Raw genomic sequence first — 26,670 nt, forward strand, 5'->3', positions numbered from 1 at the left:
CAGAGGCAAAAGGAGCAGATGGGGCGTATCGAGTGTTACGACCCGAGCACGGAGGTCAGGAACTCGCCCACCCAGGCCAGCAGTTCCCGGCCGACCAGCGGCTTGCCGCCGACCTTCGCGGTCTTCGGGCGCGGGACCAGCACCTGGTGGGCGGCCGGTTTGAGCAGCGCGCCCGGGTAGAGCCGCTTCAGCCGCAGCTCCTGGGACTCGCGCAGCTCCACCGGCGCGAAGCGGATGTTGGCGCCCTGGAGCACGATCTCACCGACCCCGCAGGCGCGGGCGAACATCCGCAGCCCGGCCACCAGCAGCAGGTTCTCCACCGGCTCGGGCAGCTTGCCGTAACGGTCGGTCAGCTCCTCGCGGACGGCCTTGATGTCCTCCTCCGTATTGGCCGAGGCGATGGCCCGGTACGCCTGGAGGCGCAGCCGCTCGCCGGGCGCGTAGTCGTGCGGGACGTGCGCGTCGACCGGGAGCTCGATCTTGACCTCCAGCGGCGCCTCCTCCTCGACCTCACCGGTCTCCAGCTGCCGCCGGTAGTCCGCCACCGCCTCCCCGACCATCCGCACGTACAGGTCGAAGCCGACGCCCGCGATATGGCCGGACTGCTCGCCGCCCAGCAGGTTTCCGGCGCCGCGGATCTCCAGGTCCTTCATCGCCACATACATGCCCGCGCCCATCTCGGTGTGCTGGGCGATGGTGGCCAGCCGCTCGTGCGCGGTCTCCGTGAGCGGCTTCTCCGGCGGGTAGAGGAAGTAGGCGTAGCCGCGCTCGCGGCCGCGGCCCACCCGGCCGCGCAGCTGGTGCAGCTGGGAGAGGCCGAAGTTGTCGCCGCGCTCCACGATCAGGGTGTTGGCGTTGGAGATGTCGATGCCGGACTCGACGATCGTCGTGGAGACCAGCACGTCGAACCGCTTCTCCCAGAAGTCCACCACGACCTGCTCCAGGGCCTGTTCGGACATCTGGCCGTGGGCGGTGGCGATCCGCGCCTCGGGGACGATCTCGCGCAGCCGGGCGGCGGCCCGGTCGATGGACTCCACCCGGTTGTGGATGTAGAAGACCTGGCCCTCGCGCAGCAGTTCGCGGCGGACGGCCGCGCCGATCTGCTTCTCCTCGTACGGCCCGACGAAGGTCAGCACCGGGTGACGCTCCTCGGGCGGGGTGGTGATCGTGGACATCTCGCGGATGCCGGTGACCGCCATCTCCAGGGTGCGCGGGATCGGGGTCGCGGACATCGTCAGCACGTCGACGTTGGCGCGCAGCTTCTTCAGCTGCTCCTTGTGCTCGACGCCGAAGCGCTGCTCCTCGTCGACGATGACCAGGCCCAGGTCCTTGAACCTGGTCTCGGAGGCGAACAGCCGGTGGGTGCCGATGACGACGTCGACCGAGCCCTCGCGCAGCCCTTCGAGGACCGCCTTCGCCTCGGTGTCGGTCTGGAAGCGGGAGAGCGCCTTCACCTTCACCGGGAACTGCGCGTAGCGCTCGGAGAAGGTGCCGAAGTGCTGCTGGACCAGCAGGGTGGTGGGGACCAGGACCGCGACCTGCTTGCCGTCCTGGACGGCCTTGAAGGCGGCGCGGACCGCGATCTCCGTCTTGCCGTACCCCACGTCGCCGCAGATCAGGCGGTCCATCGGGACCGACTTCTCCATGTCCTCCTTGACCTCGGCGATGGTGGTCAGCTGGTCGGGCGTCTCCGCGTACGGGAAGGCGTCCTCCAGCTCGCGCTGCCAGGGCGTGTCGGTGCCGAAGGAGTGCCCGGGGGCCGCCATCCGGGCGGAGTACAGCTTGATCAGGTCGGCGGCGATCTCCTTGACCGCCTTCTTCACGCGCGCCTTGGTCTTGGTCCAGTCGGCGCCGCCGAGCCGGTGCAGCGTGGGGGCCTCGCCGCCGACGTACTTGGTGATCTGCTCCAGCTGGTCGGTGGGGATGTAGAGGCGGTCGCCGGGCTGGCCGCGCTTGGCCGGGGCGTACTCGACCACCAGATACTCGCGGGTGGCGCCCTGCACGGTGCGCTGCACCATCTCGATGTAGCGGCCCACGCCGTGCTGCTCGTGCACGATGTAGTCGCCCGCCTCCAGGGTGAGCGGGTCGATGGTCTTGCGGCGGCGGGCCGGCATCCGGGCGCCGTCCCGGCTGGCGGTGCGCTGTCCGGACAGGTCGGTCTCGGTGAGCACGGCCAGCTTCAGGCCGGGGTCGACGAAGCCGTGGTCGATGCAGCCGCACGCCACGTGCACCACGGACGGGGACACCGCGCCGAGGTCCGTGTCCAGGCGGGCGGCGATGCCCTCGCCGCCCAGCACCTCCACCGTGCGGGCGGCCGGGCCGTGGCCCTCGGTGACGAAGACGGTGCGCCAGCCCTCGGCGAGCCAGCCCTTGGTGTCGGCGAGCGCCTTGGCGGTGTCGCCGCGGTAGGTGTCGGGCGCGTGCATGCCCAGCTTGAGGGTGTCGCCGTCGCCCTCGGTGTCGTAGGCGCTCTCGTCGGCCGCGAAGGGCGAGACGGACCACCACATCATGTCCAGCTCGCGCGCCCGGTCCCGGACGTCGGCGAGGGACCACAGGGAGGCCGCGCCGACGTCGATGGGGGCCTCGCCGCCGCCCGCGGTGGCCGCCCAGGACGCCTGGAGGAACTCCTGCGAGGTGGCCACCAGGTCGAAGGCGCGGGTGCGCACCCGCTCCGGGTCGCACACCACGGCCATGGCGCCCTTGGGCAGCACGTCCAGCAGCAGCTCCATGTCGTCGACGAGGACCGGGGCGAGCGACTCCATGCCCTCCACCGCGATGCCCTCGGCGATCTTGCCGAGCAGCTCGCCCAGCTCCGGGTGGCGCTCGGCCAGGGCACGCGCGCGGGCGCGGACGTCCTCGGTGAGCAGCAGCTCGCGGCAGGGCGGGGCCCACAGGCCGTGCTCGGCGACCTCCAGGGAGCGCTGGTCGGCGACCTTGAAGTAGCGGATCTCCTCGATGTCGTCGCCCCAGAACTCGATGCGCAGGGGGTGTTCCTCGGTGGGCGGGAAGACGTCGAGGATGCCGCCGCGCACGGCGAACTCGCCGCGCTTCTCGACCAGCTCCACGCGCGCGTACGCGGCGGCGGCCAGGGCTTCCACCACCGCGTTCAGATCGGCGCTCTCGCCGGTGCGCAGGGCGACAGGCTCCAGGTCGCCCAGGCCCTTGACCTGCGGCTGGAGCACCGAGCGCACGGGGGCGACGACGACGGAGACCGGGCCGGTCTCGGGGTCGTCGGGCCGCGGGTGCGCCAGGCGGCGCAGCACGGCCAGGCGGCGGCCCACGGTGTCGCTGCGCGGGCTGAGCCGCTCGTGCGGCAGCGTCTCCCAGGAGGGGTACTCCGCGACGCCCTCCTCCGGGAGCAGCGAGCGCAGGGCGGCCGCCAGGTCCTCGGCCTCGCGGCCGGTCGCCGTCACCGCGAGCACCGGGCGGCCGGATTCGCGGGCCAGCGCGGCGATCGCCAGGGGGCGGGCCGCGGGCGGGCCGACGAGGTCGACGTGCGGGCGATTGCCGTCCGTGGCCGCGGTGATCGCTTCCGCGAGGGCGGGGTCCTTGACGACGGCGTCGAGCAGACCGTGCAGGCTCATGGAGGGGCTTTCCGTCCTGGGGTGGGCAACACGAAGGGCCCGGCTCGGGGGACGGGCCGGGGATTCCTTCAGCGTACGTCGCCGGGGCGGGGGCGGTCGGGCCTGTGGACAACGTGGCGGATATCGAACGGGTGTATGACACGAGCAACGGGCACACGACACGGACGGGGCCCGCGGGCGGCGGGCGCACGCACCCGGGGGCGGGAAGCCCCCATGGCTTCCCGCCCCCGGGCGGCTCTCCCCGTGACCCCCGTGCACGAGGGGTCCGGTGCGCGGCCGTCAGGATCCGTGTCCGTCCTGGTCGGTCGCGGTCGTCCGCAGCCGTCCTAGTCGGTCGCGATCGCGTTGAGCACGTTCATCCGGCCCGCCCGGAAGGCGGGGACCAGCGCGGCGAACAGGCCCACGAAGGCCGAGCCGACGAAGACTGCGATGATCGTCGGCCAGGGGATGTCCAGCACGCCCAGGCCCTCCAGGGCCAGCAGCTTCTGGGCGGTGGCGCCCCAGCCCATGCCCAGGCCCAGGCCGAGCAGCGCGCCGAACAGGGCGATCACCACGGACTCCATGCGGATCATGCGCCGCAGCTGCCGGCGGGACAGGCCGATCGCCCGCATCAGGCCGATCTCCCGGGTCCGCTCGACCACGGAGAGGGCGAGGGTGTTCACCACGCCCAGTACCGCGACGATGATCGCGAGGGCGAGCAGGCCGTAGACCATGTTCAGCAGCTGGCCGATCTGGTCCTTCAGCTCCTGCTTGTAGTCGGTCTGGTCGCGCACCTGGTACTGCGGGTACTGCTCCAGGGACTTCTTCAGGGCGGCGTACGCCTGCGTCTCCTTGCCGTCCTCGGCCTTGGCGAACATGATCATGTTCGGCGGGACGCGGTCCGCGGGGACGTACTTCTCCATGGTGGCGATGGACAGGTAGCGGGCGCCCTGGTCGATGGCGGTGTCGTCGCTGGTGATCGCGGCGACCTTCAGCCGGGCCGTCTTCCCGCCCTTGAAGGCGACGGTGAGGGTGTCGCCGACGTGGACATGGTGCTTGTCGGCGTAGTCGGAGCCGACCGACATGGCGCCGGGGGCGTAGGCGTCCTTCAGGGTGCCCGCGGTGACCGGGCGGCGCAGGTCGTCGGCGTAGGACGGGTCGGCGGCCGTGACACCGCCGGTGTCGGCCTTGCCGTCGGGCGAGGTCAGGGTGGCGTCGAGGTCCTTGTAGCGGGTGACGTGCGCCAGGCCGGGCGACTGCCGCATGGCCTGCTCCGCCTGCGGGACGATGCGCTGGTTGCCCTGCACGATGAAGTCCGCGCCGACCGACTTGTCCAGCTGGTCGGTGGCCGAGGCCACCATCGAGGAGCCGACCACCGACAGGCAGGCGACCAGGGCGAGGCCGATCATCAGGGCGGCGCCGGTGGCGCCGGTGCGGCGCGGGTTGCGCAGCGCGTTGCGCTCGGCCATGCGGCCCACCGGACCGAAGGCCCGCAGCAGCACCGCGCTGATCACCCGGACCACCCCGCCCGCCAGCAGCGGGCCGATCACGACGAAGCCGATCAGGGTGAGGACCACGCCGAGACCGAGGACGGCCGAGCCGTCGCTCGCCTTGTCCGCGGTGGCCGCCGCGTACAGGGAGGCCGTACCGGCGCCGGTGAGGACCAGGCCGATCGCCGCGCGCACCCAGCCGGCCCGGCCGTCGGCCGGGGTGCCGGCGTCGCGCAGCGCGGCCATCGGGGAGATCTTGCCGGCGCGGCGGGCCGGCAGATAGGCGGCCAGGACGGTGACGACGACACCGAGGACGAGACCGGCCACCGGGGTGGTCGCCTTGATCGTCAGGTCCTTGGTGGACAGGTCCATGCCCGCCGCGCCCATCAGCTTCATCAGGCCGATCGCGATGCCGACGCCCGCGCCGACGCCGAGCACCGAGCCGACGAAGCCCAGCAGCAGCGCCTCGACCAGCACCGACCGGTTGACCTGCTTGCGGGAGGAGCCGATGGCCCGCATCAGGCCGATCTCCCGGGTGCGCTGGGCGACCAGCATGCTGAAGGTGTTGATGATCAGGAAGATGCCGACCAGGAAGGCGATCCCGGCGAAGCCGAGCATGGCGTACTTGATGACGTCCATGAACGACCCGACGTCCTTGCGGTTCTCGTCGGCGTTCTCCTTGGCGGTCTGGATCTTGTACGCGCCGGCCTTCGCCCCGGCGGCTGCGGCCAGGGTCCGCGTCACGTTCTGCTTGAGCTGCTCGTCCGAGACGCCGGAGGCGGCGGTGACCGAGATCTGGGTGAACCGGCCGGTCGTGCCGAGCAGTCCGCGCTGGGCGGTGGCGGTGTCGAAGTAGACGACGGAGGCGCCCGGGTTGGTCACCTTGAAGGTGGCGACGCCGACGACGCGCGCCGTGAGGTCGCCGGTCTGCGCGATGGTGCGCAGCTCGTCGCCGAGCTTCAGGTCGTGCTTGTCGGCGGTGTCGGCGTCCACCAGCATCTCGCCCGGCCCGTGCGGGGCGTGGCCGGAGGTGATCTCCATCGACCGCAGGCTGCCGGAGGTCCAGTTGCCCGCGATGGTCGGGGCGCCGTTCGAGGAGCCCATGTTCTTGTTGTGCCGGTCGACGACCGTCACGTTCGGCGAACTGACGCCGCCCTCGACCGACTTGACGCCCTCGGCCTGCCGGATCCGGTCCAGGGTGGCGGCCGGCAGCGTCTCGGGGACGCCGTTCTGCGGGGTCTCGCTGTTCTTGGCGGTCTTCGGCGCGACGGTCACGTCGGACGCGGTCACCGCGAACAGCTTGTCGAAGGTGGTGTTCATGGTGTCGGTGAACACCAGCGTCCCGCAGACGAAGGCCACCGAGAGGAGCACCGCGACCGCGGAGAGGGCCATCCGGCCCTTGTGCGCGAAGAAGTTGCGCAGGGAGGTTCTCAGGACGGTCATGACGTACGCCCCCGGGCGTCGAAGTCCTTCATGCGGTCCAGGACCTGCTCGGCCGTCGGCTGGTACATCTCGTCGACGATCCGGCCGTCGGCGAGGTACAGCACCCGGTCGGCGTAGGAGGCGGCCACCGGGTCGTGCGTGACCATCACGATGGTCTGGCCCAGCTCGTCGACGGAGCGGCGCAGGAAGCCCAGCACCTCGGCGCCCGCCCGCGAGTCCAGGTTGCCGGTCGGCTCGTCACCGAAGATGATCTCCGGCCGGGCCGCCAGCGCGCGGGCCACGGCGACGCGCTGCTGCTGGCCGCCGGAGAGCTGGTTGGGCCGGTGCTTGAGCCGCCCGGCCAGGCCCACGGTCTCCACCACCCGGTCCAGCCAGGCCCGGTCCGGCTTGCGGCCGGCTATGTCCATGGGAAGGGTGATGTTCTCCAGCGCGCTCAGCGTCGGCAGCAGGTTGAACGCCTGGAAGATGAAGCCGATCCGGTCCCGGCGCAGCTGGGTGAGTTTCTTGTCCTTCAGACCGGTGATCTCGGTCTCGTCCAGGTGGATCTGACCGCCCGACACGGTGTCGAGACCGGCGAGGCAGTGCATCAGCGTGGACTTGCCGGACCCCGAGGGGCCCATGATCGCGGTGAACTGACCGCGGGCGATGTCCACGTCGACGTGGTCGAGGGCGACGACCCGGGTCTCCCCGGAGCCGTACGCCTTGACGACCTGCCGCGCCCGTGCGGCGACGGCCGTCGGCCTTCCAGTGCCCCCGTGCCTGGGAATGGTCACAGCCGTTGTCACGGTAAGTCTCCTATGTCGGTCCTGCTGCGGGCGGAGCGGTGCCCCGCGGGGTGAGCCGCGGTGGCGGGAACGGTGCTCGGGTACGGGGACGAGTCTGCTGTGCGCGGGCCCCCGGGCGCGCTGGTGCTCAGCGCAGTCTTCCGCTGGGGAAAACCCCACCCCCCTCGGTGCGGTCCACCGCCCCCCAGCGGCGTAAAGCCAGACTAAGGACGGCTCGCGGCCATCTCGTCCTCCGCCGGTACGAGCCCTCCCCGACCCCGAGTACGGAGCTACCCCTAGGGGCCGTCCCCCGGCAGGCGGAGACCGTCTCAGGGTTGTCTCCACCCGTCGGCCCACCGAGCCTCCACCCTCCCGCCGCGTGAGGGGCAAGCCGCCGCCCCGCGCCGCCCGTGCGGGACGGGCCTCCTACTCCACCCGCGCCCGGCCGGTCAGCGTGGTGATGTCGCTCTGCACGGTGTCCATCTGGGCCCTGACGCCGTCCCAGAGTTCACCGTGTTCGCGCAGCACCCGTTCCGTCTCCCGGGTGATCCGCTCCGCGCTCAGCCGGGCGGCGTCCAGCACCTCGGCGGCCCGCGCCCGCGCCTCCCCCGGCGCCCGGCGGGCCGCGTCCTGAGCCTCCGTCAGCGCCCGCTCCGCCGCGGCCAGCGCCGCTTCGGCGGCCGACAGCCGCCGGGTGTGGTCCGCCTCCAGCGCCGCCCGCCGCGCGTTCTCCTCCCGCTCGGCCGCGGCCAGCCGGACCGTGTGCTCGCGGGCCTGTCCGGCGAGCGCCCCCTCGGCGCCGCGGCGCGCCTCGCGCAGCGCGGCCAGCGCCTGGCCGCGGGTCTGCTTCACCTCGCGGCGGACCGCGATGCGCAGCGCGTCCGCCTCGGCCCGCGCCGCCTCGGTCCGCCGCCGGGCCTCCTCCTCCGCCGCCCCGCACACCGCGTCGGCGTACGCCCGCGCGTCCTGGAGCAGGCCGTCGGCGTACGCCCGCGCCGCCTCGTACTGCTCGCGCGCCTCCCGGAGGGCGCGTTCGCGCACCGCCCGCGCCTCCTGCTGTCCGTGCTCGTGCAGGCTCCGGGCGCCCTCGCCGAGCGAGGCGTAGGTCTGCTCGCCGAGTCCGGCGGCCCGCTCGCGCAGGGCCGTCAGCTCCGCCTCCATGTTCCGGGCCAGGACCGTCAGCCGCGCCGCGCGCTCCCAGGCCGCGTCCCGGTCGGCGAAGAGGACGTCCACCTGGGTGTTCACCTGATCGGGGCGGTAGCAGCGCCCCCGTACGACCGCGAAGCCGTGGAGCGAGACCGATGACGCCGTGCTGCCCATCCTGAACCCCTCTCCGTCGTGCACCGCCGGACACCGCCGAATGGATGCGACACGATGATTGCGGGCACATCCTCAGCTATAGGGACGAGATGTTCATAACGCGACACTCCGGGTGCGGGTCCGGTCAGGAGTGAACGAAAGAGGGCCGGGCCCGGTCACGCGACCGGGGCCGGCCCTCATCCGCCGTCAGGCGCTCACGCACTCACGCACTCACGCACTCACAGCAGTCCGTCCCACATCTGCTCCAGCAGCACCGACCACCAGCTCTCCGGCGAACCGAGCGCCGCCGGGTCCAGGGCGACGAGCTGGGCCTGGAAGTCCACGGTCCAGCGGCCCGCCTGCTCCTGGTTCAGACCGTGCCGCAGCCGCCACATCCGGCCCAGCAGCGCCAGACAGCGCGCGAACTCCGGCAGCCCGGTGTTCACGAACTGCGGCGGCACGGACGTACCGCCGGGCCCCGCCTCCACCGGCACGGCCACGATGTTCGCCGTGCCGTACTGGACGCAGAGCGCCTTGCCGAAGTCACTGCCCATGACGAGGTACGAGCCCGCGTCCGGGGCCGGCTGCACCCCGCGCTCGGCCGCCAGCTCCGCCAGCGTCGGCACCGGGCGGCCCGGCTGGGCCTGCGCCCAGAAGAAGGGCCCCATGTCCATCGGCAGGCCCGCCACCACCAGCGTGTGCGCCACGACCGGCGGCACGCCCTGGCGGGACACGGCCGCCTGCTCGAACCGGAACACCCCCGGGCCGAAGGCCGCGCCCAGTTCCTGGGCGATGCCCTCCGGCGGGAGCGGCGGCGCGGGCTGCACCGGCGGCAGCGGCGCGCGCACCGGCGCCGGGCGCGCGGGACCGTCCGCCACCTGGTGCAGCTCCCCCTGGTGCGCCAGGAGTTGCCGCATGCCCTGCTGGCGGCTGGCGTGATCGGTGCCGTACGGCGCGATCGAGGTGATCCGCGCCTGCGGCCACTGCTCGCGGATCATCCGCGCGCAGTAGGCGCCCGGCAACTGGCACGACTCCAGCTCCGTGTGCAGCTCCAGCACCTGGTCCGGCGGCACGTTCATGCCGCGCAGCTCGTGGAAGATCTGCCACTCCGGGTGCGGGGTGCCCGGCGCCGAACGCCGGATCAGCTGCTGCTCGGAGCCGTCCTGCGCGCGGTAGCGCAGCACGGCCTGGTAGCCGGGACCCACGGTCGGCTGCCCCTGCGGGGGATAGCCGTAGGCCGGGGGCTGCGCGCCGGGCACGGGCGGTCCGGGCACGGGGGGCTGACCCGGCGGCGGGGTCGCGCCCGGGGGCGGGGGCGGCGGCGGGGGCACGGCCGGACCGCCGGGCGGGGGCGGGGCCAGCATGGTCGCCGCGTGGTGCACACCGCCCTGCCCGCCGCCGGGCACGCCGGGCGCACCGGGAGCGGCGGGCGCCTGCGGCGGACCGGGCACGCCCGGCGCGGCGGGGGCGCCCGGCGCGGGCGGCGGCTTGGGCGCGCCGGGGGCGCCGGGGGCGCCGGGCGGACCCGGCGGCTGCGGGGCGCCGCCGCCGGTGCGGCCGGGGTCGGCGAGCATCGTGGCGGCGTGGTGGACACCGCCCGGGGGCGTCGTACCGGCGGGGGTGCCCGGAGCGCCGGGGGCGGCCGGGGGCTGCGGGGCGCCGGGGGGCTGCGGGGCGGCCTCGGGGCCGTCCGGACCCAGGGACGAGACGAGCTGCGTCGGCGCGTATCCGCCCGGTGCGGCCGGTGCGGCCGGTGCGCCCGGCGGCGGTACGGCGGGGTCCGGGCCGCCCGGACGCGCTCCCGGGATGCCGGGCGCGCCCGGCGGCGGAGGCGTCGGCGTGGCGGAGTGCCCGCGGCGCGGCGGGGGCCCGGCCTTGCTGGTCGCCGCGTCGGCGATGTCACCGGCGTTGGGCGCGAGCGGGCGCCCGGGGGCGGGGGCCGCGGGGGCGTACGGCGCACCGCCCGGCGGCGGAGGCGGCGGCGGGGCCGGGACCCCGGGGTTCTGCGGATGGCCGTACGGCGCTCCCGCCTGCGGAGGCGGGGGCGGGGGCGTACCGCCCGCGGGCGGTGGCGTGCTGCCCGGCGGCGGAGGCGGAGGCGCGACTCCGGGACCCGCCGGAGCACCGGGCGCACCGGGAGCACCGGGCGCCGCCGGATAGCCGTACGACGCACCGGGCGGCGGGGGCGGAGGCGGGGCCGCCGGACCGGCGGCCGGGGACGGCGGGGGCGTGCTGCCCGGAGGCGGTGTGCTCCCCGGAGGCGGTGTGCTGCCCGGGGGCGGTGTGCTGCCGGGGGGTACCGGCGCGGGGGCGCCGGTCGCGTCGAGTGCCGGGGTCACCGCCGTGCGGGGGAGCCGACTGCCGCCCTCCATCAGCGCCGTCTTGGCGTCGGACGCGGCGGACGGCGGCGGCGGGGTGTCGTCGGCGCCGCTCAGCGGCGGTGCGAACACCGTCACGGGCAGCGGGACCGAACGGTCCTCCTCCGCGTCCGCGTTGGTGTCGGTCCCGGCCCACGGGGTGGCACCGGGCGGGACGTCCGGCGACCCGGGAGCCCCGGGCCCCGTCCCGCCGGCCGCGCCCACCGGCACCCCGGCCTGCGTCTGCGGCAGCGACTCGTCCCGCGCCGGGCCCACGCCGGGACCGGGACCCGCGTCCGCACCGGCACCGGCACCGGCGGCCGGGCCGCCCGACGTGCCGCCGCTCTCGCCCCGGCGGTCCGGAATGCCCAGCTTGTCCGCCGCTTCCTGGAGCCATTCCGGCGGACTGAGCAGGAACGACGTCTGGTTCAGATCCACCCGGGCGGGCGGGGCCGCCGCGGCGGGCTCCGCCGCCGCCTCCGGACGGCCGTACTCCTCCTCGTACCGGCGGATCACCTCGCCCACCGGCAGCGCGGGCCACAGCGTGGCCTCCCCGCTGTCCCGGGCGATGACCAGCCGCTGGCGGCCGCCGTCCGAACGCGGCCCCTCCGCGCGGTCCTCGGCCCACACCACGAAGCCCAGCTCGAACTCCCGTACCCGCACCTCCCGGTGCTGGTACGACGGCACGTCGCCGTTGATCCACTCCTCCGCGCGCTCCTGCGCCTGCGCGTACGTCACCATCGCCGAGTCACTCCCCCACGGAAGAGGCCGGAACGGCATGCGCGAATCCGCCGTCCACCATCAGGTTCGCCACCGTCTCCAGCTCCGGCGGGGAGCCCGCCAGCCGGGACAGGAAGGCGTCGAAGTCCTCACCGCACGGCAGCAGCAGCCGCTCGACGCGCTCCGGCTGCGGCCACGCCGGATCCACGTCCCGTACGTCGTCGTACGCGCAGAACCACACCGAACCGATCCGCTCGCCCTTCACCTTCACCGCGAGCAGGCCGCCCTGGACGAAGCCGACGCCCAGGTAGTCCTTGGTGAGGTGGTCGCGCAGGCACTTGTTGACGTACACGAGGTCGTTGACCGCGGCCTCCTCGCGCACCGTGAAGAACGGCTGGTCGACCAGGAGCCCCAGTTCCGCGTCGAGCGCGGTGCCCACCGGGGCGCAGCCGCCCGCCGCCTTCAGGAAGGAGCGGTAGGCGCCTGGCAGCCGGTACCCGAGGTCCTCCTCGACGCCCTGCACCTGCTGCTCGGAGACCGCGGCGCCGGACTTGGGCAGCCCGAAGTGCGCCGGGCGGGTCTCCTGGAGCGGCCGGGTGCCGCGCTTGGCCTGGTCGACGTTCGCGGTCGCGATCCCGCCGTGGTGGCGCAGCAGCGCCTTCACCTCCACCGGGACCAGTTCGAGGCGGCGGCCGCCCGCCACGTGGTGCCAGGTCCAGCCGTGCGGGGTCGCCACGCTGGGCACCGTGTCCCACAGTTCGTGGCCGGTCGCCGCCAGCGCCGCGTTCGCCGAGACGTAGTCGGTCAGCCGCAGTTCGTCCACGCCGAAGCCCTCCGGCGGGTCCGCGATCTGCGCCGCGGCCCGCGCGTACGGCGAGAAGTCGGGGTAGCCGTGCTCGTCCACCCGCACCCCTCGCGGGTGGCGGGCGGCCCGGACCGGGTCCGGGAAGTGCACGACCTGTCCGGCGTAGGCCGCGTTGGGCGGCGCGGCACCCTGCCCACCACCCCGGCGGCCGGGTGGTACCCCCAGCCCGAGCCGACCTGTCGTCATGGCGGTTGCCCCCTGCGGCACTCTGTACGGCCCGCGGCGCGGCGGCTTCCTGTGCCGTCCGCCGGGATCCGTATCGACTACTTCTCTCCAACGCGTCGGCTTCTCTCCAACGCGTCGGCCGCGCGAGCGCGGCGTGCCGACAGCCTATGCGGTAGCGCGACACCGGTCACCGGGCCACCGCGCACCGCCCGCGCCCGGCCCGGCCGCCGCCCCCCGGCCGGTCCCGGCCGGCCGTGACCTGGCGTCACCCTGCCGTGACGCACCGCCCTCCACCGGGCGTGTCGCACCGCCCCAGCTTCCACACGGGGCATGCGATTTGGCACTCTGTGTCCTTCGGGGGGATGCTCGGGAGGGGAATGATGATCATGAACGCGACGCAGGCGGGACCGCACACCAGCGGCTCCGGCGACCCGCGGATCGGCTGGAGCAGCAGCGAGGGACCGCTCGCGCCCACCCTCCGTCACCGCCGCGACGGCATACTCCCGACCATCGCCGCCGCCCTCTCCGTGCGCGGCGCCACCCTCACCGGCACGGCCGCGCGCAGCGAGGAGCCCCCGGCCCTGCACCCGCTCGTCCAGGACTTCCTGGACACGCTCACCAGCGCCCAGCGGGACCGCTTCACCGGCCGCTGCGCCGAGACCATCCTCATCTCGCGGCACATCAGCGCCGTCGACGCCACCCGCAGCAAACGCGCCTCGCGCAAACCCATGACCAACGGCGAGGCCCGCAAAGCGCTCAAACAGGCCAAGCTCACCGCCCGCCGCATCCGCGAGGACGGCGACCCGCTGCACGGCAGCTTCGCCGCGCCGTGCCGCGCCTGCACCGCGCTCAGCGCCCACTTCGGCGTCTACATCGTCGATCCCGCCGGCGGCAGGGCCTGACGGCCGCGCACCCGACCCGCACGCCTTCCGCCCGCGCACGCCATCAGCGCACGCATCCGCGCACGAGACGAACAGGACGAACGAAGGGCCCATGCAAGCCGACCGCCGCGCCGCCGCCAAGCGCCCCACCAGACTCTCGGCGAAGCTCTCCTCCCCGGCCGGACCCGCCGAGCCCGAGGAGGCCCCCGGGACCGCCCGCTTCGCCGCCCCCGTCGACGCCGCCCTGCGCGCCGCGGGCTGGCAGCCCGGACGCTGGGACATAAAGCAGGCGGAGTTCTGGGCCGACGCCCTGCGCGAGCACTCCTCCCCGGCGGGCCACCGGCACAGCGTCTTCCCGGCCGCCGTCGAGGCCTGGGCGGAGTTCGGCGGACTGCGCGTCGCCCCCGCCGGGTCCGGCCGCCAGATCGCCCCGGCCGCGCTCGACCTCGACCCGCTGCACGGCCTCCACCTGGCCCGCACCCTCGGCGACCTCGGCCGCGCCCTGGGCACCGACGTGTGCCCGCTCGGCACGGAGAGCGACACACAGGCGCTGCTCGCCATCGACGCCGAGGGCCGCGTCTACGCCCTGGACCACACCGGCGACTGGTACCTCGGCCCCGGCATCGACCAGGCCCTGACGGCACTGGTCTCCGGCCTGGCACCGGTACGCCTCACCACGGCCGCGGTCTGACACCACCGGGCGCCGCGGCATTCACCCCGGTGACCCGGGACCCCGGAGCCCGGGGGTTCCGTAGGCTTTCCGGGACGGCGGCTCCCGGCCCGCCGTGCCCGGCCAGAACCACCGCCGCCGCCCCGGCACGCTCCGACACCGCCGGGCGCCGCCAAGTCCCGCGCTCGCGCTCCGGCCTGTGCGCCGAGGCCGACGGCCCACAGCAGGGGTCCGTGACGGCCCGCCCCGGACCGCCGCGCTGGAACCATCGCCCGCGCCCTCAAGCCCACGGCCAACGGCCCCAGGGCCAACGCCCCCCCTGCCCCTGGCCCCATCCCCGCCTGCACCTACGCCGAGGCCTGCGCCTACGCCGGAATGACCGCCGACACCCGGAAACCCCCCGCATCCGTCGGCCCCGACACGAACACGCCGCCCAGGGCCACGACCCGCTCCTTCATGCCGAGCAGGCCGTTCCCGCCGGACGGCAGCCCCGCCGCCGACGCGGTCGCAGGCTCGGGCGGCGGGCCGTTCTCCACCTGCATCGCGATCTCCGCGCCCCGGTGCGCGAGCCGCACCCGGGTCTTGGCGCCCGCCGCGTGCTTGTGGACGTTCGTCAGGGCCTCCTGCACCACCCGGTACGCGGTCTGCTCGATCTCCGCCCCGTACGGGCGCGCCTCGCCCTCGACCGACAGGTCCACCACCATGCCCGCGGCGGCCGACTGCCCGACCAGTTCCTCCAGCTCCGCGAGGCACGGCCCGTCGCCGCCCGGCTCACCGGCGGCGCGGGACGCCGCGGCGGCCGCCGCGACCCCCACCGCGACCAGCGGCAGGGCGGCCGGATCGCGCAGCGGAGCGGGACGCTCGGGCGCCTCGCCGCTGCGCAGCACGCCCAGCATCTCGCGCAGCTCGGTCAGCGCCTGCCGGCCCATGTCGCCGACCAGCGCCGCGTTCCTGACGGCCTTCTCGGGGTCCTTGCGGGCCACCGCCTGCAACGCGGCGGCGTGCACCACCATGAGACTCACCCGGTGCGCGACGACGTCGTGCATCTCCCGGGCGATCCGGGTGCGCTCCTCGCCGCGCGCCCACTCGGCGCGTTCCTCCGCCCGCTCCGCGAGCAGCTGCAACTCCCGCTCCAGGCTGTCCGCACGCTCGCGCAGCGACTCCATCAGCCGCCGCCGGGCGCCGACGTACAGGCCCAGCAGCAGCGGGGGCGCGGTGAGTCCGAGCGAGGTGGTGACCGCGGCGAAGGGGACGAACCAGTCGCCGATGGTGAAGTCGCCGCGTGCCATGTCCTGCCGCACCCGCACGAACGTCACGATCATCGTGCCGAGCAGCGACATCCCGGCCAGCGCCCCGATGATCCGCCGCGGCAGCTCGCACGTGGCGAGCGTGTAGAGGCCGACGATCCCCATGAGGAAGCCCATCTGGGCGGGCGTGACGGCGATCGCGACCAGCACGACGGCGATCGGCCACCGCCGCCTGACCAGCAGCACCGACCCGCACAGCAGCCCGAAGAGCACCCCCGCGGCGAGCGGCACCCCGGCGTCCCGGGCGAACGGCACCCCTTCCGCCGCGCACTCCGCCGCCGAGGCCAGCGCCAGACTGCCGTCGAACAGCGCACCGCGCCACCGCGCCCACCACCACGGCCCACTCACCGCCGCGGCGCGCTCTTCCCCCGTCGTGGTCATGTCTCCAGCCTACGGGCGCGCGACGGCGCTTTTCCGGCGAGTTTCGCGTACCCGGATCCGATCACGGCCCGTCATCGGCGCATCGCCGAATCAGTCGATTTCCCTCGAACTGGTGAACATCCCCTGTTCGAACCCGGAGGCTCCCATTCCGGCCGGACGGTATGCCCATGGCACACGCACAGCACAAGTACGCCGACTTCGAGGGCCTGCGGGAGCGGGCGGTGGCGCTGCGGCGGGCAGGGCTCAGCCGGCGGCAGATCCGCGACCGTCTGCACATCGACAACAACGACATCCTCAACCGTCTCCTGGACGGCGCACCGGCCCCCGACTGGACAAAACGCCCGAACGCCAAGGACGACCTGCGGGACAGGGCCCGAGAACTGCGCCTCCAGGGCTGGACGTACGACCAGATCCAGGTGGAGCTGGGGTGCTCCAAGAGCTCGATCTCGCTGTGGGTGCGGGATCTGCCGAGGCCGGAGCGCAAGCGCAGCGGCGAGGAGGCGGCGGCCATCGCCCGGAGGGGCTGGGAAGCGAAGCTGCGGGTGCGCGACGAGGAGCGGCAACGCGCGAAGGAGACCGCCAGGCGGGCCGTCGGCAACCTCACCGACCGGGAGTTGTTCCTCGTGGGCGTAGGGCTCTACTGGGCGGAGGGCGCCAAGGACAAGCCGTACGCCCGCCGCGAGAGCGTCGCGTTCGTCAACAGCGATCCGAGCATGGTCAAGATCTTCCTCGCATGGCTCGACCTTCTCGGCGTGGACCACGGACGGCGCCGCTTCGCGGTGATGATCCACGAATCCGCGGACGTGACCGGCGCCGAACAGTTCTGGGCCGACCTCGTCGGCGCGGGCCGCTCGTCGTTCACCAAGACCACACTCAAGAAGCACAACCCCAGGACACCCCGCAAGAACACCGGTGACGCGTACCGGGGATGCCTGGTGATCAAAGTCCTCAAGGGGGCCGAGCTGTACCGTCGCATCGAGGGCGCGTGGTACGGCATAGTAGAGGCGGCAACCTCAGCGGAACAATGAAATGTCCGTTTTGGTGAGCTTTACACTCCCCTGTGGTGTAATCGGCAACACGGGTCACTTTGGATGATTTGTTCCAGGTTCGAGTCCTGGCAGGGGAGCAAACTCGATTCGGGTCCTGGCCGCACACGCCAGGACCCGCTCTCGTCTCCCCCCTCAACCGCCCCGGTATCCTGCGGATGTCCACCCCACCCAAAAGCCGAAGGGCATCCCGTGAGCGCCATTCGCCCGGCAGCCGTCGTCGTTCTCGCAGCGGGTGAGGGCACCCGTATGAAGTCGGCCACACCGAAGGTCCTGCATGAGATCTGCGGCCGTTCCCTGGTCGGTCATGTGCTGGCCGCCGCACGGGAGTTGAAGCCCGAGAACCTGGTCGTCGTGGTCGGGCACGCGCGGGAGCGGGTGAGCGCGCACCTCGCCGAGGTGGACGCCGCGGCGCGGACCGCCGTGCAGGAGAAGCAGAAGGGCACCGGGCACGCGGTGCGGATGGGGCTCGACGAGCTGGGCGGTGCCGTCGAGGGCACCGTCATCGTGGTCTGCGGGGACACGCCGCTGCTGACCGGGGGGACCCTCGCCGCCCTGGCCGCCGCGCACAGCGCCGACGGCAACGCGGTGACCGTGCTGACCGCCGAGGTCCCGGACGCCACCGGGTACGGCCGGATCGTGCGTGACGCCGACGGCGCGGTGACCGCGATCGTGGAGCACAAGGACGCCGACGCGGAGCAGCTCGCGATCCGGGAGATCAACTCCGGGGTGTTCGCGTTCGACGGGCGGCTGCTCGCCGAGGCGCTGGGCCAGGTGCGCACGGACAACAGCCAGGGCGAGGAGTACCTGACGGACGTGCTCGGGATCCTGCGCGGGGCCGGGCACCGGGTCGGTGCCTCGGTGGCCGGTGACCACCGGGAGATCGCGGGGATCAACAACCGGGTGCAGCTCGCCGAGGCGCGGCGGACCCTGAACGACCGGCTGCTGACGGCGGCCATGCTCGCCGGGGTGACCGTGGTGGATCCGGCGACGACGTGGGTCGATGTGACGGTGACGTTCGAGCAGGACGTGATCGTGCACCCGGGTACGCAGCTGCACGGCGCGACGCATCTGGCCGAGGGCGCGGAGGTCGGGCCCAACACCCGGCTGACCGACACCCGGGTGGGCGCGGGGGCGCGGGTGGACAACACGGTGTCCGTGGGCGCGGTGGTGGGTCCGCAGGCGTCGGTGGGTCCGTACGCGTATCTGCGTCCGGGCACGCGCCTCGGGGTGAAGTCCAAGGTGGGCACGTACGTCGAGACGAAGAACGCGCGTATCGGCGAGGGTACGAAGGTGCCGCATCTGTCGTACGTGGGCGACGCGACGATCGGCGAGTACTCGAACATCGGCGCCGCGAGCGTGTTCGTGAACTACGACGGCCAGGACAAGCACCACACCACGATCGGGTCGCACTGCCGCACCGGTTCGGACAACATGTTTGTGGCGCCTGTCACGGTCGGGGACGGCGCCTACACCGCCGCCGGGTCGGTGATCACGCGTGATGTGCCGCCCGGTTCGCTGGCCGTGGCCCGCGGCCAGCAGCGGAATATCGAGGGCTGGGTGGCGCGCAAGCGCCCCGGGAGCACGGCCGCGAAGGCGGCCGAGGCGGCGTCACCGACGACGGAGAGCGAAGACTGACCGGAAACAGGCGCGTCGAACACGGCGTACCGTGATAAGTGCACACCCGCACCCCACCAGCTGAGACGGCCTCTCGCGCACGGTTGACACGGTTGACGAGGTCTTCTCGACATCCAGCTGCGTACACCCTCTGAGGAGACAGTGCTGTGACCGGGATCAAGACGACCGGCGAGAAGAAGATGATGTTCTTCTCCGGCCGCGCCCACCCCGAGCTTGCCGAGGAAATCGCCCACGAGCTGGGTGTCGGGGTCGTCCCGACGAAGGCGTTCGATTTCGCCAACGGTGAGATCTACGTCCGCTACCAGGAGTCGGCCCGTGGCGCGGACTGCTTCCTGATCCAGAGCCACACCGCTCCGATCAACAAGTGGATCATGGAGCAGCTGATCATGATCGACGCGCTGAAGCGTGCGTCGGCCCGTTCGATCACGGTCATCGTGCCGTTCTACGGTTACGCGCGGCAGGACAAGAAGCACCGCGGCCGTGAACCGATCTCGGCGCGTCTGGTGGCGGACCTGATGAAGACGGCCGGTGCGGACCGGATCCTCACGGTCGACCTGCACACGGACCAGATCCAGGGCTTCTTCGACGGCCCGGTGGACCACCTGTTCGCGCTGCCGCTGCTGGCGGACTACGTGGGCGCCAAGGTGGACCGCGCCAAGCTGACCGTGGTCTCGCCGGACGCCGGCCGGGTGCGGGTGGCGGACCGCTGGTGCGACCGCCTCGGCGCGCCGCTGGCGATCGTGCACAAGCGCCGGGACAAGGACGTGGCGAACCAGGTCACGGTGCACGAGGTCGTCGGTGATGTGGAGGGCCGCATCTGCGTGCTGGTCGACGACATGATCGACACCGGCGGCACCATCTGCGCGGCGGCGGACGCGCTGTTCGCGCACGGCGCCGAGGACGTCATCGTGACGGCGACGCACGGTGTGCTGTCGGGTCCGGCGGCCGACCGGCTGAAGAACTCGAAGGTGAGCGAGTTCGTGTTCACGAACACGCTGCCGACGGCGAGCGAGCTGGAGCTGGACAAGATCACGGTGCTGTCGATCGCGCCGACCATCGCGAGCGCGGTGCGCGAGGTGTTCCAGGACGGTTCGGTGACGAGCCTCTTCGACGAGCAGTAACGATCATTCCGGCGCCCGAGCGGATCAGCGCGGACCGCCGGAGATCATCAGGGATCACCGGAGATCGTTTTGGGTTCGGCCTCCCTCGCCGAGTAGACTGCACCAGTTGCTCGGCGAGGGAGGCCGTAGCCGTTCTCGGACGGATACGGCGGTCCGTTATCGACGCGCTCTTCGTAGCAGGCCGTTCGTGTGGCCGGGTGACCACCATCCCCTAGTTCTACGAGGAGTGAAGAGCATGTCCGAGGTGAAGATCTCCGCCGAGACCCGCAGCGAGTTCGGCAAGGGTGCCGCCCGCCGCGTCCGCCGCGAGAACAAGGTCCCCGGCGTCCTGTACGGCCACGGCACCGACCCGCTGCACCTGACGCTCCCGGGCCACGAGCTGCTGCTCGCCCTGCGTACGCCGAACGTCCTGATCTCGCTGGACATCGACGGCAAGACCAACGAGCTGGCGATCCCGAAGGCCGTGCAGCGCGACCCGCTGAAGGGCTTCCTCGAGCACGTCGACCTGCTGCTGGTCAAGCGCGGCGAGAAGGTCAACGTCGAGATCCCCGTGCACACCGAGGGTGAGCTGGCCGCCGGCGGCAACCTGCTGGAGCACGTCCTGTCCGCGCTGCCGGTCGAGGCCGAGGCCACGCACATCCCCGAGCAGGTCACCGTGTCCGTCGAGGGCCTGGAGGCCGGTGCCTCCGTGCTCGCCAAGGACATCACCCTGCCCAGCGGTGTGACCCTGGCCGTCGAGGACGACACGGTCGTCCTCCAGGTCCTGGCCGCGCAGGCCGAGGAGGCCGCCGAGGGCGGCGAGGGCGAGGGCGACGAGGCCGCCGAGGCCTGATCCTCACCCCCCGCGCAGTTCGCCGGCCGCCGCTTCCCCTGGGGGGCGGCGGCCGACGCATACCAAGGAGAGATGGACGTGACCACCCCGGCGACTTCCGCGAGCGCGCCCTGGCTGATCGTGGGCCTCGGCAATCCCGGACCGGAGTACGCCATGAACCGGCACAACGTCGGCTTCATGACGGTGGATCTGCTGGCCGGCCGCATCGGGGGCCGGTTCAAGCGGGCGAGCAAGGCGCAGGCGCAGGTGGTCGAGGGCCGGATCGGCGCGCCCGGACCGGACAGCCGCCGTGCCGTGCTGGTGAAGCCGATGTCGTACATGAACCTGTCGGGCGGTCCGGTGAACGCCCTGCGGGACTTCTACAAGGTGCCGCTCGGCAATGTCGTGGCGGTCCACGACGAGCTGGACATCGACTACGGCACGCTGCGGCTGAAGCTGGGCGGCGGCGACAACGGGCACAACGGCCTGAAGTCGATGACGAAGGCGATGGGCGCCGACTACCACCGGGTGCGGTTCGGGATCGGGCGTCCGCCGGGCCGGATGCAGGTGGCCGACTATGTGCTGAAGGACTTCTCGTCCGCGGAGCGCAAGGAGCTGGACTACTTCGTGGACCGTACGGCGGACGCGGTGGAGTGCCTGCTGGCCGAGGGCCTGGAGCGGGCGCAAAGCGCGTACAACTCCTGACTTGTCCGGCCGCCGCGCGCCCAGGAGTTGACCGGTCGTAGGGGCATGGCCAATGATCCCGGCCATGCCTGCCGCCGCCAGCGCCCCGAGTTCCCGGCGGGCCCGTGCCGCCCGCCGGGCCCGCCGGGCCTCCCACGCCGCGCTGCGGTTCGGGCGGGTGGCCGCGATGGGGACGGTCGCGGTGCTGATCCTGGTCGCCGGGGTGTGGGCGTCGTGGAGCACCGCGCCGTACGTGATGCTCACCAAGGGCCGCGAGCACGGGTCGGTCGAGGTGACGCGGTGCGGCGGCGACACGTGCAGCGGCCCGTACACGCCGGTCTCGGCGGGGTCGGCGGCGCGCGGCCGGGTGGAGATCGCGCACACGGTGGCGGTGCGCAAGGGGCGGACGTACAGCGTCGTGGTGAAGCCGGGCACCGACGAGGTGCTGCGGTCGGGCCCGGCCGGGATCCTGTACGCGTGGGCGCCGCTGGGCGGCGCGCTGCTGCTGGCCTCAGTGGTGGTGGCCGGCGGCCTGCGCCGGGTGCGGGCGGCCTGGGTGCTGGCGGGAGCGGGGATGGCGCTGCTGACGGCGGCGTTCGTCGCGTTGTGAGGCGTACGGCGGCGCCCCCGGTCCGTGGGAACCGGGGGCGCCGTCGCGTGTGTGCCGGTCAGCCGGTGTTGCGCAAGCCGGCCGCGACTCCGTTGACGGTCAGCAGCAGCGCCCGCGAGAGCAGCGGGTCGGCCTCCTGCTCCGCCGCCACCGCGTCGCGCTGCCGCTTGAGCAGGGCGACCTGGAGGTAGGAGATCGGGTCCAGATAGGCGTCGCGGATGGCGAAGGTCTGCTTCAGGACGGGTGCGGCGTCAAGGAGTTCGCTCTCGCCGGTGATGCGCAGCACCTCGGCGACGGTCAGCTCGTGCTCCGCCTGGATGGCCTCGAAGACGTGCTTGAGGTGGTCGGGGACGAGCGTGTCGACGTAGTGCCCGGCGATGCGCAGGTCGGTCTTGGCGAGCGTCATCTCGACGTTGGAGATGAAGTTGCGGAAGAAGTGCCAGCGCTCGTGCATCTCCTCCAGCACGGTCTCGCCCTCCTGCCGTACGCCCGCCTCGCGCAGCGCCCTGAGGCCGGAGCCGACCCCGAACCAGCCGGGGACGATCTGCCGCGACTGGGTCCAGCCGAACACCCACGGGATGGCGCGCAGCCCGTCGAGTCCGGCGCCGGAGTCGGGGCGGCGCGAGGGCCGGGAGCCGATGTGCAGGTCGGCGAGCTGGTCGACCGGGGTGGAGGCGAAGAAGTACGCGGGCAGGTCGGGGTCCTCCACCAGCCTGCGGTAGGCGGCGTGGGCGGCGTCGGAGACGACGTCCATGGCCGCGTCCCAGCGGGCCAGCGCCTCGCCGGACTGGCGGGGCGCGGTGTGCAGGGCGGACGCCTGGAGGCTGGCGGCGACCGTCAGTTCCAGGTTCTCCCGGGCCAGGGAGGGGATGAGGTACTTGTCGGAGATGACCTCGCCCTGCTCGGTCACCTTGATCTCGCCCTCCAGGGTGCCCCAGGGCTGGGCGAGGATGGCGTCGTGGGTGGGGCCGCCGCCGCGGCCGACGGTGCCGCCGCGGCCGTGGAAGAGGCGCAGCCGCACGCCGTAGCGGTGGGCTACGTCGCGCAGCCGGCGCTGGGCGCGGTGGATCTCCCACTGGGAGGTGGTGATGCCGCCGAACTTGGAGGAGTCGGAGTAGCCGAGCATGACCTCCTGGACGTCCCCGCGCAGCGCGACCAGGCGCCGGTAGGACGGGTCGGAGAGCATGTCCTCCAGGATGGTGTCGGCGGCCTTCAGCTCGTCGGTGGTCTCCAGCAGCGGCACAATGCCGATCTTGGCCCAGCCGGCGTGCAGGTCGAGCAGTCCGGCCTCGCGGGCGAGGACCGCGGCGGCGAAGACGTCGTCGGCGCCCTGGCACATGGAGATGATGTACGACTCGACGACCTCGGGCCCGAAGACGTCCAGGGCCCGCTTGACCGTCTCGAACACGCCGAGCGTCTTGGCGCCGGCCTCGTCGACGGGGGCGGGCGTCGGGGCGAGCGGCCGACGCGAGCGGAGTTCCTTGGCGAGCAGCTTGGTGCGGTACTCGCGGGGCATGTCGGCGTAGCGCCAGGACTCCTCGCCGAGCCGGTCGAAGAGCTGGCCGAGCGCGTGGTGGTGGGCGTCGGCGTGCTCGCGCACGTCCATGGTGGCGAGCTGGAGGCCGAAGGCGGCCAGGGTGCGGATGGTGCGGGCCAGGCGGCCGTCGGCGAACAGGCCGCCGCGGTGCTCGCGCAGCGAGTCCTGGATCAGCCGCAGGTCGGCGAGGAGCTGGGCGGTGCCCAGGTAGTCGTGGCCGGGCTGGTGCGGGGTGCCCTTGGCCAGGCGCTGCTTGGTGTTGACGAGCTTCTGCCGGATGCAGGTGGCCTTGAGCCGGTAGGGCTCCTCGGCGTTGAGCCGCTTGTAGCGGGGGCTGATCTCGGGCAGGTTCTCCAGGTCCGTCTCGAGGGAGCGCAGGAGTTCCTCGGTGGCGCCGCTGTAGCGGATGGAGTTGGACAGGAAGGCGCGCAGCTCGTCGATGGTGTCGAGGGCGTCGTTGATGCCGTGCTCGTGCTGGAGGATCAGCACGTCCCAGGTGACGGCCGGGGTGACGTTGGGGTTGCCGTCGCGGTCGCCGCCGATCCAGGTGCCGAAGCTGAGGGGGCGGGTCTCGTCGGGGAGTCTGACGCCGACGCGCTCCAGTTCGGCGGTCAGGTCCTCCAGGACGTCGCCGACGGCACCGGCGTGCAGCTCGTCCAGGTAGTAGATGGCGTTGCGGGCCTCGTCGGTGGGTTCGGGGCGTACGACGCGCAGTTCGTCGGTCTGCCAGACGAGGTCGATGTTCTCGGCGAGGCGGGTGTCCAGGCGGCGGCGGTCGGACTCGACGACCGGGGTCTCCAGGAGGGCGCCGATGCGGCGGAGCTTGTTCAGGACGGAGCGGCGGGCCGCCTCGGTGGGGTGCGCGGTGAACACCGGGCGGACGTTGAGGTGCCGGACCGTCTGGCGCAGGTGCTCGGGGTCGGCGTCCTTGAGCTGGTCGGCGGTGCGGGCCAGCAGGCCGCCCTCGGCGGCGCGGCGGGCGCGCAGCTCGCGGCCGCGGTGGACCTGTTCGGTGACGTTGGCGAGGTGGAAGTAGGTGGAGAAGGCGCGGACCAGCTTGGCCGCGGTCTCCAGTTCGGTGCCGCGCAGCAGTTCGGCCGCTGCTTCACCGTCCTCCCGGGTGAGGCGGCGCACCTTCTCCACCAGGTCCAGGAGTTCGGGACCTTCCTGCCTCACCAGGGTCTCCCCCAGGAGGTCACCCAGTCGGCGGATGTCGGCGCGCAGCGCGCTGCTGGTCGTCGTCTGGTCGTCGGCACTGCTCACAGGTGCGGCTCCTTGCAGTAATCCGGAGTGCGTCGCGCCAGCGACTCGCTGGAAGGGCGGTGGTGGGCGACGGGTGGGCTCTTCTGAGAGGGGACCCGGACGGGTGCCGCGCGGCGGGTGCCGCATACGGGCCGGGCATCCGGGAAGGAATCTTCTTCAGCGGACCGCGCTGTCCGACCGGGCTTCAGTCTAGGTGCCGGGTGGGACGCGCAGGCCAGGGGCTCTTGCCGCGCGGCGACGCACTGCCATACTTACGTCGCCGTAGGTTACGGAACCGTAGGGAGCTGGACGGTTCCGGGGCCCGCCGCACCTGTCTGCACCCTCGACCCCACAGGGGACGCCCATGACCACAAGCTCCTCCGATGTGATCGACGACGCCCCGGAGGCGGCCGTCGGCGCGCTGCCCTCCGCCACCCTGGGGGGCGAGCAGAAGCGTTCGATCGAGCAGATCACGCTGCTGCTCTTCATCACCGTCCCGTTCCTGGCGCTGCTCGCGGCGGTGCCGCTGGCCTGGGGGTGGGGGGTGAGCTGGCTGGACCTCGGTCTGCTGGTCTTCTTCTACTTCCTCGGCTGCCACGGCATCACGATCGGCTTCCACCGGCACTTCACGCACGGCTCCTTCAAGGCGAAGCGCCCGCTGAAGATCGCGCTGGCCGTCGCCGGGTCGATGGCGGTGGAGGGGCCGCTGGTGCGCTGGGTGGCCGACCACCGCAGGCACCACAAGTTCTCCGACCACGAGGGCGATCCGCACTCGCCGTGGCGGTACGGGGAGACGGTCCCGGCGCTGATGAAGGGCCTGTGGTGGGCCCATGTCGGCTGGATGTTCGACGAGGAGCAGACCCCGCAGGAGAAGTACGCGCCGGATCTGGTCAAGGACCCGGCGCTGCGGGCGGTCTCGCGCCAGTTCGTGCTGTGGACGCTCACCTCGCTGCTGCTGCCGCCGCTGATCGGCGGTCTGGTGACGATGTCCTGGTGGGGCGCGTTCACCGCGTTCTTCTGGGGTTCACTCGTGCGGGTGGCGCTGCTGCACCACGTGACCTGGTCGATCAACTCCATCTGCCACGCGGTCGGCAAGCGCCCGTTCAAGTCGCGCGACCGCTCGGGCAATGTGTGGTGGCTGGCGATCCTGTCCTGCGGCGAGTCCTGGCACAACCTGCACCACGCCGACCCGACCTCCGCCCGGCACGGTGTGGAGCGCGGGCAGCTCGACTCCTCGGCGCGGATCATCCGCTGGTTCGAGAAGCTGGGCTGGGCGTACGACGTGCGCTGGCCGTCACGCTCGCGTATCGATTCGCGGCGCAACCCGGAGGAAGGCGGCTCCCGGCGCCGGAAGGAAACCGCCGAGGCGGCATGATTGACGCCGTGGCGACCGACTCCAGCACCCCCAGCAACGACAAGCCGCGACGTGCGCGTCGCACCCGGATGACCGGTGCCGAGCGCCGCCAGCAGCTGCTGGAGATCGGTCGCACGCTGTTCGCGGCAAAGGGCTTCGAGGGCACGTCGGTGGAGGAGATCGCCGCGAAGGCCGGGGTGTCCAAGCCGGTGGTGTACGAGCACTTCGGCGGCAAGGAGGGGCTGTACGCGGTGGTCGTGGACCGCGAGATGCGGCGGCTGCTGGACATGGTGACCGGCTCGCTGACGGCCGGCCACCCGCGGGAGCTGTGCGAGCAGGCGGCCTTCGCCCTCCTGGACTACATCGAGGAGTACACGGACGGCTTCCGCATCCTCGTCCGCGACTCGCCCATCCCCCAGTCCACGGGCACCTTCGCCTCTCTGATCTCCGACATCGCCACCCAGGTGGAGGACATCCTGGGCCGCGAGTTCAAGTCCCGCGGCTTCGACTCGAAGCTGGCCCCGCTGTACGCCCAGGCCCTGGTCGGCATGGTCGCCCTGACCGGCCAGTGGTGGCTGGACGTGCGCCGCCCCAAGAAGGCGGAGGTCGCCGCCCACCTGGTGAACCTGGCCTGGCACGGCCTGGACGGCCTGGAGCCCAAGCCGCGGCTGATAGGGCACCGCAAGAGCTGAGATCACTCCGTCGAGTGAGGGAATGGACCG

18 protein-coding genes and 1 tRNA gene are annotated in these 26,670 nt (G+C 72.9%); 11 read left to right on the top strand and 8 right to left on the bottom strand.

The window, feature by feature from the left end; translation table 11 throughout:
- Positions 1-35 precede the first annotated feature (35 nt).
- The 6 genes from mfd to ACWDYF_RS12830 all read right to left on the bottom strand — a co-directional run bounded on the left by mfd (position 36) and on the right by ACWDYF_RS12830 (position 12,687).
- Positions 36-3,584 carry a transcription-repair coupling factor gene (mfd, locus tag ACWDYF_RS12805; RefSeq protein ID WP_381737644.1) on the bottom strand — a complete coding sequence of 1,183 codons (3,549 nt, stop codon included), beginning with the start codon at positions 3,582-3,584 and terminating at the stop codon, positions 36-38.
- A gap of 326 nt (positions 3,585-3,910) precedes the next feature.
- Positions 3,911-6,496: an ABC transporter permease gene (locus ACWDYF_RS12810; RefSeq protein WP_381737642.1), complete on the bottom strand. Its 2,586-nt coding sequence runs from the start codon at positions 6,494-6,496 to the stop codon at positions 3,911-3,913.
- On the bottom strand, positions 6,493-7,281 hold the full coding sequence (locus ACWDYF_RS12815) for an ABC transporter ATP-binding protein (RefSeq protein ID WP_381737641.1): 789 nt from the start codon (positions 7,279-7,281) through the stop codon (positions 6,493-6,495). The genes ACWDYF_RS12810 and ACWDYF_RS12815 overlap by 4 nt, the downstream gene beginning before the upstream one ends.
- Positions 7,282-7,686: 405 nt before the next feature.
- Positions 7,687-8,580 (bottom strand): coiled-coil domain-containing protein, encoded by an 894-nt coding sequence (locus ACWDYF_RS12820; RefSeq protein WP_389462922.1) that lies wholly within the window; start codon positions 8,578-8,580, stop codon positions 7,687-7,689.
- Positions 8,581-8,798: 218 nt separating this feature from the next.
- On the bottom strand, positions 8,799-11,657 hold the full coding sequence (locus ACWDYF_RS12825; protein ID WP_389462923.1) for an SUKH-4 family immunity protein: 2,859 nt from the start codon (positions 11,655-11,657) through the stop codon (positions 8,799-8,801).
- Between the two features lie 7 nt (positions 11,658-11,664).
- On the bottom strand, positions 11,665-12,687 hold the full coding sequence (locus tag ACWDYF_RS12830) for an SMI1/KNR4 family protein (protein WP_026252385.1): 1,023 nt from the start codon (positions 12,685-12,687) through the stop codon (positions 11,665-11,667).
- 356 nt (positions 12,688-13,043) lie between these two features.
- Between ACWDYF_RS12830 and ACWDYF_RS12835 the strand changes: the two genes are divergently transcribed.
- Both ACWDYF_RS12835 and ACWDYF_RS12840 read left to right on the top strand, forming a co-directional pair.
- Positions 13,044-13,568: a YwqJ-related putative deaminase gene (locus ACWDYF_RS12835; protein WP_064533546.1), complete on the top strand. Its 525-nt coding sequence runs from the start codon at positions 13,044-13,046 to the stop codon at positions 13,566-13,568.
- A 91-nt stretch (positions 13,569-13,659) separates the two neighbouring features.
- Positions 13,660-14,238, top strand: coding sequence for an SUKH-3 domain-containing protein (locus tag ACWDYF_RS12840; protein WP_389462924.1), 579 nt, complete (start codon positions 13,660-13,662; stop codon positions 14,236-14,238).
- Positions 14,239-14,582: 344 nt separating this feature from the next.
- On the opposite strand, the gene ACWDYF_RS12845 is transcribed toward ACWDYF_RS12840, so the two are convergent.
- The gene (locus tag ACWDYF_RS12845) at positions 14,583-15,905 is read right to left on the bottom strand and encodes a sensor histidine kinase (RefSeq protein WP_381737636.1); all 1,323 of its coding nucleotides are present in this window, start codon (positions 15,903-15,905) and stop codon (positions 14,583-14,585) included.
- A 167-nt stretch (positions 15,906-16,072) separates the two neighbouring features.
- Here ACWDYF_RS12845 and ACWDYF_RS12850 point away from each other — a divergent pair, with 167 nt between their 5' ends.
- The 7 genes from ACWDYF_RS12850 to ACWDYF_RS12880 all read left to right on the top strand — a co-directional run bounded on the left by ACWDYF_RS12850 (position 16,073) and on the right by ACWDYF_RS12880 (position 21,815).
- Positions 16,073-16,933: a hypothetical protein gene (locus tag ACWDYF_RS12850; protein WP_389462925.1), complete on the top strand. Its 861-nt coding sequence runs from the start codon at positions 16,073-16,075 to the stop codon at positions 16,931-16,933.
- Positions 16,934-16,959: 26 nt separating this feature from the next.
- A tRNA-Gln gene (locus ACWDYF_RS12855) sits at positions 16,960-17,031 on the top strand.
- Positions 17,032-17,143: 112 nt separating this feature from the next.
- Entirely contained in the window at positions 17,144-18,589 is a 1,446-nt protein-coding gene (glmU, locus tag ACWDYF_RS12860) for a bifunctional UDP-N-acetylglucosamine diphosphorylase/glucosamine-1-phosphate N-acetyltransferase GlmU (RefSeq protein ID WP_389462926.1), read from the top strand.
- Between the two features lie 146 nt (positions 18,590-18,735).
- A complete protein-coding gene (locus tag ACWDYF_RS12865; protein ID WP_018566917.1) occupies positions 18,736-19,710 on the top strand; it encodes a ribose-phosphate diphosphokinase in 975 nt (324 codons plus the stop codon).
- A 235-nt stretch (positions 19,711-19,945) separates the two neighbouring features.
- Positions 19,946-20,542, top strand: coding sequence for a 50S ribosomal protein L25/general stress protein Ctc (locus tag ACWDYF_RS12870; protein WP_381737630.1), 597 nt, complete (start codon positions 19,946-19,948; stop codon positions 20,540-20,542).
- A 72-nt stretch (positions 20,543-20,614) separates the two neighbouring features.
- Positions 20,615-21,226 carry an aminoacyl-tRNA hydrolase gene (pth, locus tag ACWDYF_RS12875; protein WP_389462927.1) on the top strand — a complete coding sequence of 204 codons (612 nt, stop codon included), beginning with the start codon at positions 20,615-20,617 and terminating at the stop codon, positions 21,224-21,226.
- Positions 21,227-21,278: 52 nt separating this feature from the next.
- Complete coding sequence (locus ACWDYF_RS12880) at positions 21,279-21,815, top strand: hypothetical protein (RefSeq protein WP_389462928.1); 537 nt, start codon at positions 21,279-21,281, stop codon at positions 21,813-21,815.
- Positions 21,816-21,873: 58 nt separating this feature from the next.
- On the opposite strand, the gene ppc is transcribed toward ACWDYF_RS12880, so the two are convergent.
- Positions 21,874-24,615 carry a phosphoenolpyruvate carboxylase gene (ppc, locus tag ACWDYF_RS12885; RefSeq protein WP_381737627.1) on the bottom strand — a complete coding sequence of 914 codons (2,742 nt, stop codon included), beginning with the start codon at positions 24,613-24,615 and terminating at the stop codon, positions 21,874-21,876.
- Between the two features lie 343 nt (positions 24,616-24,958).
- On the opposite strand from ppc, the gene ACWDYF_RS12890 reads away from it, so the two are divergent.
- Both ACWDYF_RS12890 and ACWDYF_RS12895 read left to right on the top strand, forming a co-directional pair.
- A complete protein-coding gene (locus ACWDYF_RS12890) occupies positions 24,959-25,969 on the top strand; it encodes an acyl-CoA desaturase (protein ID WP_389462929.1) in 1,011 nt (336 codons plus the stop codon).
- Positions 25,966-26,640, top strand: coding sequence for a TetR/AcrR family transcriptional regulator (locus ACWDYF_RS12895; RefSeq protein WP_018566911.1), 675 nt, complete (start codon positions 25,966-25,968; stop codon positions 26,638-26,640). The genes ACWDYF_RS12890 and ACWDYF_RS12895 overlap by 4 nt, the downstream gene beginning before the upstream one ends.
- The last annotated feature ends 30 nt before the right edge of the window (positions 26,641-26,670 follow it).

The sequence above is a fragment of the Streptomyces sp. NPDC003284 genome, from assembly GCF_053589675.1.